Annotated in this window: 16 protein-coding genes; 8 read left to right on the top strand and 8 right to left on the bottom strand. The window is 56.7% G+C overall.

The annotated features are described in order from the left end of the window. The first annotated feature begins 31 nt into the window (after positions 1-31). Positions 32-928: a 3-hydroxyisobutyrate dehydrogenase gene (gene mmsB / locus RSQ48_RS09195; protein ID WP_131070599.1), complete on the top strand. Its 897-nt coding sequence runs from the start codon at positions 32-34 to the stop codon at positions 926-928. Here the strand turns inward: mmsB and RSQ48_RS09190 are convergent. Further along, complete coding sequence (locus RSQ48_RS09190; protein ID WP_336579474.1) at positions 903-1,826, bottom strand: folate-binding protein; 924 nt, start codon at positions 1,824-1,826, stop codon at positions 903-905. The genes mmsB and RSQ48_RS09190 overlap by 26 nt on opposite strands. 202 nt (positions 1,827-2,028) lie before the next feature. Between RSQ48_RS09190 and mltG the strand changes: the two genes are divergently transcribed. Continuing rightward, on the top strand, positions 2,029-3,036 hold the full coding sequence (gene mltG / locus RSQ48_RS09185; protein WP_003799795.1) for an endolytic transglycosylase MltG: 1,008 nt from the start codon (positions 2,029-2,031) through the stop codon (positions 3,034-3,036). Positions 3,037-3,122: 86 nt separating this feature from the next. Here the strand turns inward: mltG and RSQ48_RS09180 are convergent, their stop codons facing one another. Beyond that, complete coding sequence (locus tag RSQ48_RS09180) at positions 3,123-3,932, bottom strand: hypothetical protein (protein ID WP_003799796.1); 810 nt, start codon at positions 3,930-3,932, stop codon at positions 3,123-3,125. Positions 3,933-4,068: 136 nt separating this feature from the next. Between RSQ48_RS09180 and holB the strand changes: the two genes are divergently transcribed. From holB to RSQ48_RS09165, 3 genes are all read left to right on the top strand, one after another. Then, positions 4,069-5,118: a DNA polymerase III subunit delta' gene (gene holB / locus RSQ48_RS09175; protein WP_415301716.1), complete on the top strand. Its 1,050-nt coding sequence runs from the start codon at positions 4,069-4,071 to the stop codon at positions 5,116-5,118. Positions 5,119-5,135: 17 nt separating this feature from the next. Next, positions 5,136-5,906 carry a TatD family hydrolase gene (locus tag RSQ48_RS09170; protein WP_059317606.1) on the top strand — a complete coding sequence of 257 codons (771 nt, stop codon included), beginning with the start codon at positions 5,136-5,138 and terminating at the stop codon, positions 5,904-5,906. A gap of 486 nt (positions 5,907-6,392) precedes the next feature. Next, positions 6,393-7,247 carry an ankyrin repeat domain-containing protein gene (locus RSQ48_RS09165; RefSeq protein WP_415301715.1) on the top strand — a complete coding sequence of 285 codons (855 nt, stop codon included), beginning with the start codon at positions 6,393-6,395 and terminating at the stop codon, positions 7,245-7,247. Positions 7,248-7,407: 160 nt separating this feature from the next. On the opposite strand, the gene RSQ48_RS09160 is transcribed toward RSQ48_RS09165, so the two are convergent. The 3 genes from RSQ48_RS09160 to RSQ48_RS09150 form a co-directional block, all read right to left on the bottom strand. After that, entirely contained in the window at positions 7,408-8,247 is an 840-nt protein-coding gene (locus RSQ48_RS09160; protein WP_131070595.1) for a DUF2789 family protein, read from the bottom strand. A 159-nt stretch (positions 8,248-8,406) separates the two neighbouring features. Then, entirely contained in the window at positions 8,407-9,201 is a 795-nt protein-coding gene (locus RSQ48_RS09155) for an RsiV family protein (protein ID WP_336579476.1), read from the bottom strand. A 12-nt stretch (positions 9,202-9,213) separates the two neighbouring features. Then, positions 9,214-9,912, bottom strand: a complete 699-nt coding sequence (locus tag RSQ48_RS09150; protein WP_003799802.1) for a glutathione binding-like protein — start codon at positions 9,910-9,912, stop codon at positions 9,214-9,216. 122 nt (positions 9,913-10,034) lie between these two features. On the opposite strand from RSQ48_RS09150, the gene arsC reads away from it, so the two are divergent. Then, positions 10,035-10,379 carry an arsenate reductase (glutaredoxin) gene (gene arsC / locus RSQ48_RS09145; protein ID WP_336579477.1) on the top strand — a complete coding sequence of 115 codons (345 nt, stop codon included), beginning with the start codon at positions 10,035-10,037 and terminating at the stop codon, positions 10,377-10,379. Positions 10,380-10,411: 32 nt separating this feature from the next. Here arsC and RSQ48_RS09140 read toward each other — a convergent pair whose 3' ends face one another. The 3 genes from RSQ48_RS09140 to RSQ48_RS09130 are packed head-to-tail and all read right to left on the bottom strand — an operon-like array spanning position 10,412 to position 12,172. Further along, the gene (locus tag RSQ48_RS09140) at positions 10,412-10,984 is read right to left on the bottom strand and encodes a YceI family protein (protein WP_415301714.1); all 573 of its coding nucleotides are present in this window, start codon (positions 10,982-10,984) and stop codon (positions 10,412-10,414) included. Between the two features lie 58 nt (positions 10,985-11,042). After that, entirely contained in the window at positions 11,043-11,606 is a 564-nt protein-coding gene (locus RSQ48_RS09135; RefSeq protein WP_003799805.1) for a YceI family protein, read from the bottom strand. Continuing rightward, positions 11,603-12,172 carry a cytochrome b gene (locus RSQ48_RS09130; protein ID WP_240208663.1) on the bottom strand — a complete coding sequence of 190 codons (570 nt, stop codon included), beginning with the start codon at positions 12,170-12,172 and terminating at the stop codon, positions 11,603-11,605. The genes RSQ48_RS09135 and RSQ48_RS09130 overlap by 4 nt, the downstream gene beginning before the upstream one ends. A gap of 214 nt (positions 12,173-12,386) precedes the next feature. Between RSQ48_RS09130 and RSQ48_RS09125 the strand changes: the two genes are divergently transcribed. Both RSQ48_RS09125 and RSQ48_RS09120 read left to right on the top strand, forming a co-directional pair. Continuing rightward, positions 12,387-12,971, top strand: coding sequence for a hypothetical protein (locus tag RSQ48_RS09125; protein ID WP_415301713.1), 585 nt, complete (start codon positions 12,387-12,389; stop codon positions 12,969-12,971). A gap of 81 nt (positions 12,972-13,052) precedes the next feature. Further along, positions 13,053-13,565 carry a ClbS/DfsB family four-helix bundle protein gene (locus RSQ48_RS09120; RefSeq protein WP_003799808.1) on the top strand — a complete coding sequence of 171 codons (513 nt, stop codon included), beginning with the start codon at positions 13,053-13,055 and terminating at the stop codon, positions 13,563-13,565. Positions 13,566-13,597: the final 32 nt, after the last annotated feature.

Raw genomic sequence — 13,597 nt, 5'->3', positions numbered from 1 at the left:
GGCGCCGTTTTCATAATGACGAGGAGACAAAATGAGTAACACGATTGCATTTATCGGGCTGGGCCATATGGGCAAACCCATGGCGCTGAATCTGCTCAAAGCCGGTCATCGTTTGAAAGTCTTTGACCTGAATGCGGAAGCCATGAAGGAATTGCAGGCGGCGGGGGCGCAGGTGGGCGAGTCAGCCGCGCAAATCGCCAAAGAGGCACAGATGGTCTTTACCATGCTGCCCGCTGGTCGCCATGTTCGTCAGGTTTACGAGGGCGAGAACGGCTTGCTGCAGGCGGTGGCCCCGGGCACGGTGCTGGTCGATTGCAGCACGATTGATGCGCAAACCAGCCAGGATCTGGCGACCAAGGCAGCCAAGCTGGGCTTGTTGATGCTGGATGCGCCTGTCTCCGGTGGTACGGGTGGCGCAATTGCCGGTACCTTGACCTTTATGGTTGGGGGTGAGGATCAGGCGCTGGAAAAGGCGCGTCCTTATCTGGATGCGATGGGCAAGAACATTTTCCACGCCGGTAAAGCCGGTGCGGGTCAGGTTGCCAAGATTTGCAACAATATGCTGTTGGGAATTTTGATGGCGGGTACCGCTGAAGCCTTGGCGCTGGGCGTTGCCCATGGTCTGGACCCTGCCGTGTTGTCGTCCATCATGGCGCGCAGCTCGGGGCGCAACTGGGCCACCGAACTGTACAACCCATGGCCCGGTGTCATGCCGGATGTGCCGGCCTCGCGTGACTATCAGGGGGGCTTTGCCACCGGTCTGATGCTCAAGGACCTGGGTCTGGCTGCGGATGCTGCCGTGAGCCAAAATAGCGCGACGCCGTTAGGCGAACTGGCCCGTAACCTGTTCGCCTTGCATGCGGCCCAGGGTCAGAATGCCGGACTGGATTTTTCCAGCATTCTTAATTTGTACCGTCAGAGGCGCTAAGTTCTGGGAGAGCGTAGGGCAGGGGCTGCAATTCCAGTGCCTGTCCTTGCTCCAGTTGAAACTGGCCTTGCTCCAGGTCCGCCAGTACCACTTCCATCAAGACATACAGACGCTGCTGCTGGGCCTGCCAGGCACGATTAATGATACGGGCGGCAACGATCGGCTCGGCCCCTCCCTCGGACGGGACTAAGAATACGTCTGCTGCTTCCTGGCCCGCAGGGGGCGCATCCAGCCGGTCCGTGCGGGCGGCCATCATGCGACGCTTGATGGTGCCCCGATAGTGGCTGCGCGCCACGACCTCCTGGCCGGGATAACAGCCTTTTTTGAAGTTGATCCCGTCGATCAGGTCCAGGTTCAGGGTCTGGGGAATGAACAGGTCCTGCGTAGCGGCGCTGATCCAGGGCAAGCCCGCCAAAATATCTGCTGTTTCCCAAAGGCCTTCAGAAGCCTGCGCGTTCGCATCTTGCTGCGAAGAAATCCGCCAGTGCCGATTCATGCCCTCCAGCGTGCCGGGGGCTTGAATCAGGGTGTCGCCACCCTCGCGCTGCAAATTCCAGACGGCTTGGGCGGCAGATTGATCGGCCACACCATAAACCTGCAATTCGGCCAGGCTGATGGTGACCTTGCTGCGCAGCACGAACATGCGCAGGCGCTTGATCAGCGCTTCGCTGAGATCACGACGCACCAGAGCAAATACGGTGTCGGTCGCTTCGCGCCAGAGCACCAGGGTCGCCAGGCTGCGCCCTTTGGCGGTGCAGTAGGCGGCCAGACAGGCACGATCGGCAGCCAGATGCTCCAGGTCATTGCTGACTTGGGCATGAAGAAAGGAGACGGCATCCGCTCCCTGAAACTGGAGGACGCACAAATCGGGCAAGGTGAACGAGAGAGGGGCAGACATTCCGGTCATGGCTGAGCGAAAGAATAAATTTAAACATCAATCATACCGTGGGTAGGGCCTGTTCCAGGCTCATATCCCCGCTGACAACAGGGCATGTGCGTGTTCGCGTGTTAAGGGGACGATCGGCGCACGTCATTTCCATGCCGCCTTGTGACACATCGTCAAGAACAGGCCGCCCCATTCTGTTTACAATAGCGCTCGCATGAAAAAAAACGTCAAAATCTTCTCTGCCCTGTTGGGCCTTGTGGTGGTTGCCGCCTGTGTTCTCGCGGGTGGCGCCTGGTATTGGGCCAAGAAGCTGCCCGTGAACATGAGTGCTGAACGCATTGATTATGTGGTCCCTGCCGGTTCAGGGCCGCGTGCGATTGCGCGCAGCATGCAGCAGGCTGGCATTGATATCCAGGAGGACGCCTTCGTCTGGATGGCGCGCCTGACGGGTCTGGATACCTCGCTGCAGGCCGGCGCCTATGAGGCGGTGCGTGGTGATACCCCCTGGACAGTGATGGAGCGGATGTCCAGCGGCAATATGCTGCAGACCCGCCTGACCATTCCGGAGGGGTGGACCTATCAGCGCATTCGTGACACGCTGGCGAACAACCCGCAGGTTCGACAGACCTTGGGCGAGGTCAGCGATGCCGATTTGTTAAGCCGCCTGGGTGTTGAAGTCGGACATCCCGAAGGTTTGTTTTACCCCGATACCTATGTCTTTGTTCCGGGTACGGCTGACGTGGATATCTTGCGACGCGGTTTTCTGGCCCAGCAGGAGCTCTTGGAGCAGTTATGGGCCGACCGTGATCCTGATTTGCCGTTGAAAACGCCTTATGAGGCGCTGATCATGGCCTCCATTGTGGAACGTGAGACGGGTCACAGCCAGGATCGGGCGCGAGTGGCGGGGGTGTTCATGAACCGCTTGCGCGTGGGTATGCCTTTGCAGACGGATCCGACGGTGATTTATGGAATGGGTTCAGCCTATGAGGGTCGTATCCGCAAGCGTGATTTGACAACCGATACGCCCTGGAATACTTACACTCGTGCGGGTCTGCCGCCCACTCCGATCGCCAGTCCGGGCAAGGCCTCCTTATTGGCGACTTTGCATCCGGAAAAGCACGATTTTTACTATTTTGTGTCGCGGGGTGACGGTACCAGCGAGTTCTCGGCCAATCTGGCGGCGCATAACCGGGCCGTGGCCAAGTACATTCTCAAGCGTTAGCGCCAGAGTGCAAGACAGGCCGGCGCTCGATGAAGGAAGGCCGGCCATGGTAGATCCTGTCCGACCGGGGCCGAGCTGGCGGCCTCTTACGCCAGCAAGCCGTGGCGCTGGGTAAATCCGCGCCAGAGGTCATGGACCTTGTTTGCCAGCTCTGGCAAGCCGGCATCGTTTCGGATCAGGTAGTCTTGCGGGGCACGCGCGATCCCCCATTCCGAGGAGTGCTGGCTGATGACCGGGTTGCCAGGGCGTTCAATATGCCATATCTCCCCGCCATTTTGACGGATGAAGTCGGCTTCGTTTTCGTAGCGAATATCTTTAATCAGCAGGCAGCGTGCCTGGCTCATATCCGGTAGCTGGTGGCTCGGTGCACGCAGGGGCAAGGCCTGACGGCGTTGCTCGAAGTCGGGATACTGCGACAGGACCCGGCTGCGCAGGTGTTCAACGGCCTGACGTGGACTGAGTCCCCAAAAGCTGTCCACACGGTCGGCTTGCTCGCCGTCCAACTGTTCGGCCGACAAGCCGTAAAGAGCGGGCAAAGCCAGGGCCCAGACCGAATAGTCCTGCGGTTTGCGAACCAGGGCGGCGCCTGGCCCGAACTTCAGCAGATGTTGGGCGCGGCGCAACCAGTGATCGGGATCGCGTTCGCGCATCCAGTCTGTTCCCAGCAACTGAAAGCACTGCCGCGGGGAGCGCTGCCATAGCGCGATAGGGACTTCTTTCAGGCTGTCGTCAGTCCAGGCCTGGGCGGGACTCAGGCCAAACAGCACCTCGCAGCCCATTTTGACAGGGTCGGCCAAGGCATAGGCAGCCAGTAAAGGGGTGTGGGCCAGCAAAAGATTGGCCACGGTATCTTTGCCTGAACGCGCTTTGGCGGCCAGCCCGATCAATAAGCTCACTTCATCATCCTTGGTAGTGGAGCAGGCATTTTACCGGTTCATATTACAATGTGCGCTGAGCCGTTCAGGCAAGGGAGACCATCTTGTCTTTCTGGCGTGAATCAGGCCTGTTGATGTGCAACCTTGAGGCAATACGGTGTCTGATAGTTTGACTTTTCTACCCTGGCAAATTGAGACGGCTCAGGCCTGGCTGGGTAATCGAGAGCGTTTTGCCCATGCCTGGCTGATCCATGGTCTGCCCGGTATCGGCAAGACGCGGTTCGCCCGGGCGGCTGGAGCCAGTTTATTGTGCGAGCAGCCTGTTCAGGGACTGGCTTGCGGCCACTGTCAGGCCTGTCAGTGGGTGCGTGGGGGCAATCACCCGGATTTGCGTCTGTTGCGTCCTGATGCGATTGCCTTGGAGGAGCAGGGACCCGACATGCAGGAGGGCGATCTGGCCAAGGACGCGGCAGCCCGTAAAAATCCGTCTCGGGAAATCCGGGTGGAGCAGTTGCGACAGTTGCAGCACTGGTTCAATACGGCCACGCATCGGGGAGGCTGGCGCGTCGCGGTCGTGTATCCGGCTCAGGCCTTGAATCTGGTGTCTGCCAATGCCTTGCTGAAGGTGTTGGAGGAACCGGCCGATCGTACTGTTTTTTTGCTGGTGGCCGATGCCCCCGATCGACTGCTGCCAACGCTTGTCTCACGCTGTCGCCGCTTGCCTTTGCCGGTACCGGATGCTCAGCAATCGGTGCAATGGCTGCAGCAGCAGGGGCTAGAGCACGCATCTGATTGGTTGGCAGCCTGGGGGGGGGCTCCTTTAAAGGCGTTCAGCGCCAGTGAGGCGATGCAGGCGCCGTGTCCGGACTGGCTCAGTGCCTGGATCGAGGGTGTCTTGAAAGCTGGCCGTGAAGCGGACTTGTCGCTGGCCGATACGCTGGAAAAACTTCCGGTTCAGGAATGGGTCGATCATTGGCAACGTTTGTTCGTTGATATTCAGTTAAGTGGTTTTGCCCAGTCGGCGCGTTACTATCCCTCGTTGCAAAAACAGATTGATGCGCTGGCGGCTCAGGCCAATTCGGCGGCCCTTACCGAAGCGCTCAAATGGCTGGCCCAGCAAAAGGCGCTGGGCAATCATCCGCTCAATGCTAAATTGTTGGTTCATCATGCCTTGGACCGCTTGCACCAGGCATGTCGTCGTGTTTAAGAAAAGTACCTCTCATCATGTTTGTTGATTCGCATTGCCATCTTAACTTTCCCGAACTTGCTGAAAATCTGGACGCCATTCTGGATAAGATGCGTCAGAACCAGGTGGGCTGTGCGCTAGTGGTCAGCGTCGATATGGACGACTGGCCCGGTTTGATGGAGTTGGTCCGTCCGCATACCCATTTGTTTGCCTCGGTCGGTGTACATCCGGACTACGAAAAGGTGACCGAGCCCACCGTGCAGGAGCTGGTGACGCTGGCTCAGGACCCGAAAGTCGTGGCTATCGGAGAGACGGGCCTGGATTACTACCGTTTGCAAGAGCCGTTGGAGTGGCAGCGCGAGCGCTTCCGTACCCATATACGGGCCAGTCGTGAATCGGGCCTGCCCTTGATTATTCATACGCGTTCAGCCAGTGAGGACACGATTGCGATCATGCGCCAGGAGCAGGCTCAGCTTGCGGGGGGCGTCATGCATTGCTTTACGGAAACCTGGGAAGTGGCGCAGGCGGCCCTGGACCTGAATTTCTACATTTCCTTCTCGGGCATCGTCACCTTCAAAAATGCCACCCAGCTCCAAGACGTGGCGCAACGGGTGCCGCTGGACCGCTTGCTGATTGAAACCGATTCGCCCTTTCTGGCTCCAGTTCCGTATCGAGGTAAAACCAATAATCCTGCTCTGGTCATTCATGTGGCCGAGAAGATTGCAGAATTGCGGGGTATTTCCGTCAAGGAGGTGGAAGAAGCCAGCACAGAGAATTTTTTCAGATTATTCAATAAGGTACGGCTCTAAGTTAATCTGAATGAGAGATTCGTTTATTACTCTGCGGGATTGAGTAGAGCATAGCCAGCAGAACGTGGGATGCCTTTTGATTCTTAGGCAATGTGTCAAATAGTCAGGCTAAGTGATTGATTTTAAATAAGTAGTGCCTGTGTTTTCGGGATGAGGCAAACGCGGATAAGCCCTCGTTCCGGTTGGAACAATAGGCGGTGACATTGACAAACAAGGCGGCGCGGTCATGCTAGTCACGCACGGCTTTGACGGGCGCCTCGTGTCTGAGACATGCTCAGGTTTTTTGATATTAAATTTCTGTTTATTATCAATTGCTTAGCGGATTTATATGATCCTTTTTCTGAGAAAATACCTACTGCCAAGAGGGAACGGCTTGAGATTCGAAAGAGCTTGTTTTTCCGCTTCAATACCTCATCAAGCACCTTAAGAAAAGGACTTAAGATAATGATTTTTAATAAAAAAGTAATAAGAAAGCCTGTTCTTTCCATGATGCTGCCTCTGGCCCTGCTGCTGTCCACCTCTGTGCAGGCGCAGGAGCCTGAGTTGGAAAGCCGGAACTGGTATTTGGCGCTGGAAAATGATCGCCCCAACATCATTGAGCAGGAGTTCATCAAAGGGGCGAACCCTAATGCGGTGGACTCCAAGGGCAATCCCTCTTTGATGCTGGCGATCCGCAACAAGTCCTGGAAAGTGGTGGATACCTTGCTGGCCAATCGCCAAACCAATGTGAACATCGAGAACGAGGCCCGTGAAACCCCCATGATGTATCTGGCCCTGATGGGGGAAACCGACCGTTTACGTGATTTGCAGGCACGAGGAGGGCAAGTGAACCGAGTGGGTTGGTCGCCCTTGCACTACGCAGCCTCTAAAGGCCATGAAGACACGGTACGCTACCTGCTGTCGCAAAAAGCGATTGTGAATGCGCCCGCACCCGACGGTACCAGTCCCTTGATGATGGCGGCCTTATCGGGCAAACGTGCGGTGGTGGATCTGTTATTGGCGGCCGGTGCAGACCCAGGCATGCAAAATGCCCAGGGTTTGAGCGCTGCAGACTGGGCGCGTTCAGCCAACCACGATCAATTGGCCGCCTATCTCGAACAGACGCTTGCCCGCAAGGCCGGCTCGACTCCTCCTCCCGCAGGATCATCTTCGGGAGAGAGTGTACAGACCTATGGTGTGCCCGAACGCGTGGAGCAGCCCGATCTTAATCGGGTCCAGACTGTCACGGTCGAGCCTGCCGCTTCGCCTGCGGCGGACAGTACAAGTCCTGCTCCCGCCGCTTCCAGTGGTACCAGTCGTTACTTTGATCTGGATCGTTTCGACAAGCCCGTTCAGCCTTAAGCCTTGGGCAATAAAAAAGGAGCCTTCAAGGCTCCTTTTTGCTGAGACGGCGAACTTGTAAGGCTTGCTGGTGCTGGTCCCACCGTTTTCTGTTGTACCTGTGCGTGTCGATTTGCTTTGTAAAAGCGATCAGGCCACCTGGCACTTCTGGCCGTGTCGGCTACGCGCTTGTTTGATGTGCTCTGCTTGGCTGGGAGGCCTGGACAAAACGGTGGAAACCCTGCAGATACGTGCTCAGCAGGTTCAGGGTGTGCTCATCGTGTAACGTGCCCGCTGCGTCAAAGGAGTTCTGTGCGCGAGACACCATCAAAGATCCCCCGCTGTAGAGGGACACACCCAACATTTTCAGTGTGGGCAGCCAGGCCGCCTGGGATGAAATCGTGCCAAATCCCCCCATGGAGGCACCGACCAACCCCGTTAAACGTCCTGAGAAAATGGCGTTCCTATCAGTGCGTGACAGCCAGTCAATGCCGTTCTTGAACACGCCGGGTACGCCATTGTTGTATTCGGGGGTGACCAGAAGGAGCGCGTCTGCATTCAGAATTTTTGCTTTCAAGCTCAGTACCGCCTCTGGAATGCCGTTGCTGCTTTCGAGATCGCCGTCATACAGGGGGATGCCGTGCAAGGTTGCCACTTCAACCGTCATGCCCTGAGGGGCCTGGGCTTGGGCTGCATGAGCCAAGGCGGTATTGAAAGAGCCCTGGCGCAGGCTCCCAGAGAGGGCCAGCACACGACAAGGCCTATCTGAACTTACGACGTCCCTGGTCTCACGCAGCGCTTCGCTGAGTTGATCAATGACCTGAATCCATTCGGGCGCATCCTGCAGGCGTTTTTCCCGAATGAAATCCGCCTGGGAGGCATCCCAAAAAGGGGCATCCGCCAGCAGGACGTCGTTGGGCAAGGGGCGGTGTTCGTTCAGAAAGCGGGCAATCGCCTCAGGTGAGTTCGGCAAACCCAATTGGGCAAACAGGTCGTGAAAGCGGAACAAATTATCAGACATGATGGCGGGACCAGGTAAAGAGGGAACAGGGCGCTGGCAGCAGGCTGGGTTTCGGATCGGCAGGGCAGCGATGCCGGGCTTGGGGTAGCGTGCAACAGCGTGTGGGCTAGGACAGGCAGCCAGAGGAAGGCCGCCTGTCTGCTCAGTCAAGCGGTTTGGCTAGTTGGCGGGCAGATAGTCGGGGCGCAATATGCCTTTCAATTGGGAGTAAGGCAGCAAGAACTCAGGCTGACCGAAGGAATAGGGGGCGATCTCATAGGGGTTGTACTTCACCAGCAGCCCCTGGTCCGTCAGCGCAACATTCTGAGCGGGCTGGAAAGGCCACATTCTGTCCCAGCCGGCGCGATCCTCGCGCGCTTCGCTCAGGCCGGAGAGCCAGTTCTGATGGGCTTGACGTACCAGTTCCTGGAAAGGTTTGATCTGGCCTGGGGCGATAATACGATCCAGGGGCAGGGCCATTTTCAGGCGATTGTCCCAGTTGATGAACTGCGTGGCCGTAATACCGTGAGCGGCACCGGTCATGTAAATGCCTGAACTTAGCTCTACAACGGTCAAATCGCGGTTGCGGTAGCGCGTACGGGCTGACAGATGAACTTCATCGCGATGATTGGCCGTGGCCCAGTAGTAGTTCTCGAACTCTTTCAAACCACGATAACCGGGATGACGGTCGGTGATGACGGTCATGTGTGCCAGGCTTTCATCGACCAGCCCGGTTAGCTCAGGATTACCGGGGAAAATCAGGGATTTGACTTCCAGGCGCGGGCATTCGCCGGTACAGCCAGGCTTGATGTGCTTGTAGTTCAGGGATTGGGTAAAGACACCGTCTTTCTCCGTCTGATCCTGGGTTTGCGTGGGGATCAGGGAAATATTGGAGCTTGGCGTGCTGGAGCACGCCGACAGAGCCAGGGTTGTCAGGCCAATAAGCAGCAGCTGATAAGGGCGCTGTAAGGTCATGGAGTCGTAGTCCTATCGAATGGTTTTGGAATCTTGGCCAAAAAGGATTTGACGGGCTTTCTCATCATGGACGGGAGAGCCAGGGTTGATTGTCTCGACCAGTGCGTAGGCACGACCCGTAGCAGGCCGTTCGGCAATACGCTGGAACCAACGCTTCAAATGGGGAAAGTCGTCCAGGTTCTGGCCTTGGCGCTCATGCGAGACAATCCAGGGGTAACTGGCCATGTCCGCAATGGAATAGTCTCCAGCGATAAAGTCGCGCTGCGCCAGATGCTTGTTGAGCACGCCATAGAGGCGACCTGTCTCACGCACATAACGGTCTATCGCATACTCGATTTTTACCGGGGCATACACATTGAAATGATGGTTCTGACCGGCCATGGGGCCCAGCCCTGCCATTTGCCAGTAGAGCCACTGCAAGGTTTCGGTGCGGATGCGCAAGTCTGCGGACAGGAATTGTCCGGTTTTTTCGGCCAGATACTGCAAGATGGCGCCTGACTCAAACAAGGAGATGGGCGCGCCGCCGTCTTGCGGAGCGTGGTCGACAATGGCGGGAATGCGATTATTGGGGGCGATACGCAGGAACTCGGGTTTGAACTGGTCGCCCTGAGCAATATTGACGGGGTACAGGGTGTAAGGCAGACCGGACTCTTCCAGAAACATCGTGATTTTATGTCCGTTGGGAGTGGTCCAGTAATACAGGTCGATCATGGGTTCTCCTGGCTGAATGAAGATGCGGGCCTGTTTGCCGCAAGCAAGCCGGATGACGGGGCCGGCAGCACTGGGCTACTATTGTTTGCCTGAATACGGTTTATAGGAAGTCAAAGACTGTTATGAGCAAAATCTATCATAATCCGCGCTGCAGCACTTCGCGCAATGCCCTGGCCCTGATGCGAGAAAAAGGACGGGAGCCCGAGATCATTGAATACCTGAAAACCCCCTTGTCGCGCAGCGAACTCAAAGCGCTGATTGCGGCCACGGGTCTGACGGTGCGTGAGGCCATGCGCAGCAAAGAAGCGATTTACAGCGAGTTGAATCTGGATAATCCGGATTTAAGCGACGAGGAGTTGCTCGCTGCCCTGGAAGCCAACCCCATTTTGCTGAATCGTCCCATTGTGGTGACGGAAAAAGGGACGCGTCTGGCGCGTCCCCTGGAAGTGGTGCAGGAAATCCTGTAACTGGATTTCCTGCAACGGCGGGCAGGTCTGGATCAGGGCGCGATGGCCTCCAGGGCGATACGGATGGTGACCTCATCACCGACATGGGGCACATTGGCAGCCATGCCAAAGTCGCTGCGCTTGATCTCGATCTTGCCATCCGCACCCAGGGCGGGTTTATTCAACATCGGGTGCTTGGGCATGGTCAGGAACGACTCAATGCTCATGGTAACGGGCTTGGTAATGCCCTTGATGGTCAGATCGCCTTTGGCGGACACAGGCTTGTCGCCGTCGAATTGAATTTCCTTGGATACGAACGTGGCTTCAGGAAACTGGGCCGTATCAAAGTAATCCTTGCCTTGAATGTGTTCATCGAACAGGGGAAAGCCGGTGCTGACCGAACGGGTGTCGACTTTCATGTCGATGTTGCCGGTTTTGGCTTGCTGATCCAGGGTAACCGTGCCTTGTGCTTTGTCGAAACGCTGGTTTTGAGTGCTCAGGCCCAGGTGCTTGTAGCTGAAGTGTACAAAGGTGTGGCTGGGCTCAACCTGATAGCTCACCGGCGCGGCTTGAGCGGCAAAGACAAGGAGGAAGCTGGCGGACAGAGCAATCACTGGTTTGATCATGAGGGTGTAATCCTTGCTGATGCGGGTAGAAAAGAGGAATGAGGGCTGATGCGTCGTTTTACCGGGCATCAATCTTGAAATTGACGGTGATCTCGTTGGCCACGATGTCGTAACTGGACCAGGAGCCTTCACCGATCGAGAAGTCGCCACGCTTAATGTCAAAAGCGCCGCTGAACGTAGCTTTATCGCCTTCGGGTGCCATGGTTGCCATGACAGTAACGGGCTGTTCACGGCCTTTGATCTGCAGCGTGCCTTGCACTTCATATTGCTGGGCGCTGACTGCACGGAAACGCTTGGAGCTGAAAACGGCCTGGGGATGCGCGTCAATGTCGAACCAGCGTACGTCCTGCAATTCGTCATCGGCTTCTTCCGAGCCGGTATCCACGCTATCCAGTGCCACTTTCAACACCACCTTGGACTGATCCAGGGCGTCGGGGTTGAAGTTCAGCTCGCCTTCAAACTTGCGAAATTGGCCATCCAGCTTCACGCCCATTTGCGAATACTGAAAGCCGATTTCGCTATTTTGGGCATCCAGCGTCTGGTAGTTCTTGGCATTGGCCGCCAGACTGAGACTGAGACCCAAGGAGCCGGCCAGAAGGGACACGAAGACAGATTTTTTCATGATTTGGCTTTGCCTAAAGTAAAGGTGATGCGGCCGAGCAAGCCGTCACGGTCAATGAACTGATGCTTGAGGGCCGCCAGAACGTGCAGGCTGACCATGGCAATCAGGGCGTAATTCAAAAAGATGTGTACTTGGACCAGCAACTCTCCCAAAGGTTTGTCTTTGGAGACCAGATCGGGCAGGGGGATCACGCCAAACCAGACCGTCTGGAATCCTTTGGCCGAGCTCATCAGCCAGCCGGTCAGAGGGATGGCCAGCATCAACAGATACAGGAGGGCATGGCCGCTGTGCGCCAGCGCCCGGCTCCAGAAAGACATGCTGGCGGGCAAGGCAGGGGGGCGGTGCAACAAACGCCAGATCAGGCGCAGCACCAGCAGTAGCAGCAGGGTGATGCCAGCCCACTTGTGCCAGGAATAGACTTGCAGTTTCAGGGGGGACAGCGGCAAGGTTTTCATGGTGTAGCCCACGATGACCAAGGCAGTCAGCGCCAATGCCATGATCCAGTGCAAGATGCGGGCGATGCGGGTGTAACGGGGCTGATCCTCTGGGACAGAAGTGTTGCTCATTGATAATGCCTTTCATTTACGAAGCCTGGAAACTTTAACCTGTTTGTAAGCTTCCTAAAAGACCAGATTTTGCAATGCAGTAATGCAAATTTGAGGGTAGTCGCGCTGCGACCTTGCTATCGGCGTCTTTTCTTGTCAGCGTGTGACAAGGCTGTTAGGGTGGTGCGAGCGCGGGATACACTCGATTTTTCAGCTCGCGAGCAAGGAAGTATCTATGTGGAAGACAGCGTTGGTCGTTGGGGCAGCCGCCTTGTTGGCAGGGTGTCAGGACTCCAGGCAGGCCAATGAGGAAAATTTCAGCACAGCTATCCAGTCTTATCTGGATAGCCGGGATGGTTTATGTGTCGGTGTGCCGGGACGAAGTTATCCTTACCAGGCTGAGCATGACTCGCCCCTGATCGTGGAGGATCGGGCTCGTCTGGCGGCCTTGGCCTCGGTGGGGCTCGTGCGTCAGGTGGGGACAGAGCAGGCACCGCGCTACGAATTGACGCCTCAGGCCGATACCTATTTGCGACGTGCAGGCTCCGAGCCGTCCCAGGGCGAGCGTGATGCCTTTTGTACGGGCCGTCTGGTTCTCAAACGCATCAACTACTTCACAGAGCCGGCCAGTGCAGGCGGATTTACCGTCAGCCAAGTTAACTATGTTTATCATCTGGCTGATGCCGCGCTGTGGATTACGGATGGAGCCGTTCTGGATGCCTACGAGGACCTGCGTGCACTGACAGCACCAGAAGTTCAAGGGCAGGCACGGTTGATTCTGACCAATAAGGGTTGGGTACACCAAAATCTCTTTCGTTAAGTCAGGCGGTCTGGCTGCCGTCTGTCTTGCTTGGGGGGCGGCGCGCCGGACTTGAACAACCAAGACCAGGGGAGGGCACCGATGGCAGTACCGCAAAACAAACAGGAGTTACTGCAGGCTATCTCTAGTAGCTATCAACAACTCAGGGCAGAGTTGCTGACGGTTCCTGAGGAGCGATGCCGCGAGCGCAGCCTGCAAGGGCATGTCAAAGGAACACAGATGAGCGTGTCGGATCTGGTGGCTTATTTAATCGGTTGGAACGAACTGGTATTGAAGTGGAGTCACGCCAAAGCCCGGGGGGAAGCGGTCGATTTTCCCGAACGTGGTTTCAAATGGAACGAGCTGGGGGCCTTGGCACAGAAGTTCTACGCGGATTATGCCGATCTTTCTTATTCGGAACTGCTTACCCGTCTCCAGGATGTCTATGGCCGGATTGTGGAGCTGGTCGGACACTGTACCGACCAGGCCTTGTACGGTGCCCCTTGGTACAAGACCTACTCACAGGGGCGCATGATTCAGTTCAATACGGCCTCGCCGTATGCCAATGCGCGAAATCGGCTGCGCCAATGGAAGAAAGCAAATTCGCTGGCCTGAGCCGGCCATATTGCACGCTGCTCCCTGGGGGC

The organism is Alcaligenes sp. SJTW-7 (assembly GCF_047716895.1).
In the GTDB taxonomy this organism is placed as follows: domain Bacteria; phylum Pseudomonadota; class Gammaproteobacteria; order Burkholderiales; family Burkholderiaceae_B; genus Alcaligenes; species Alcaligenes ammonioxydans.
This window is presented reverse-complemented; position numbering and strand designations above follow the sequence as displayed.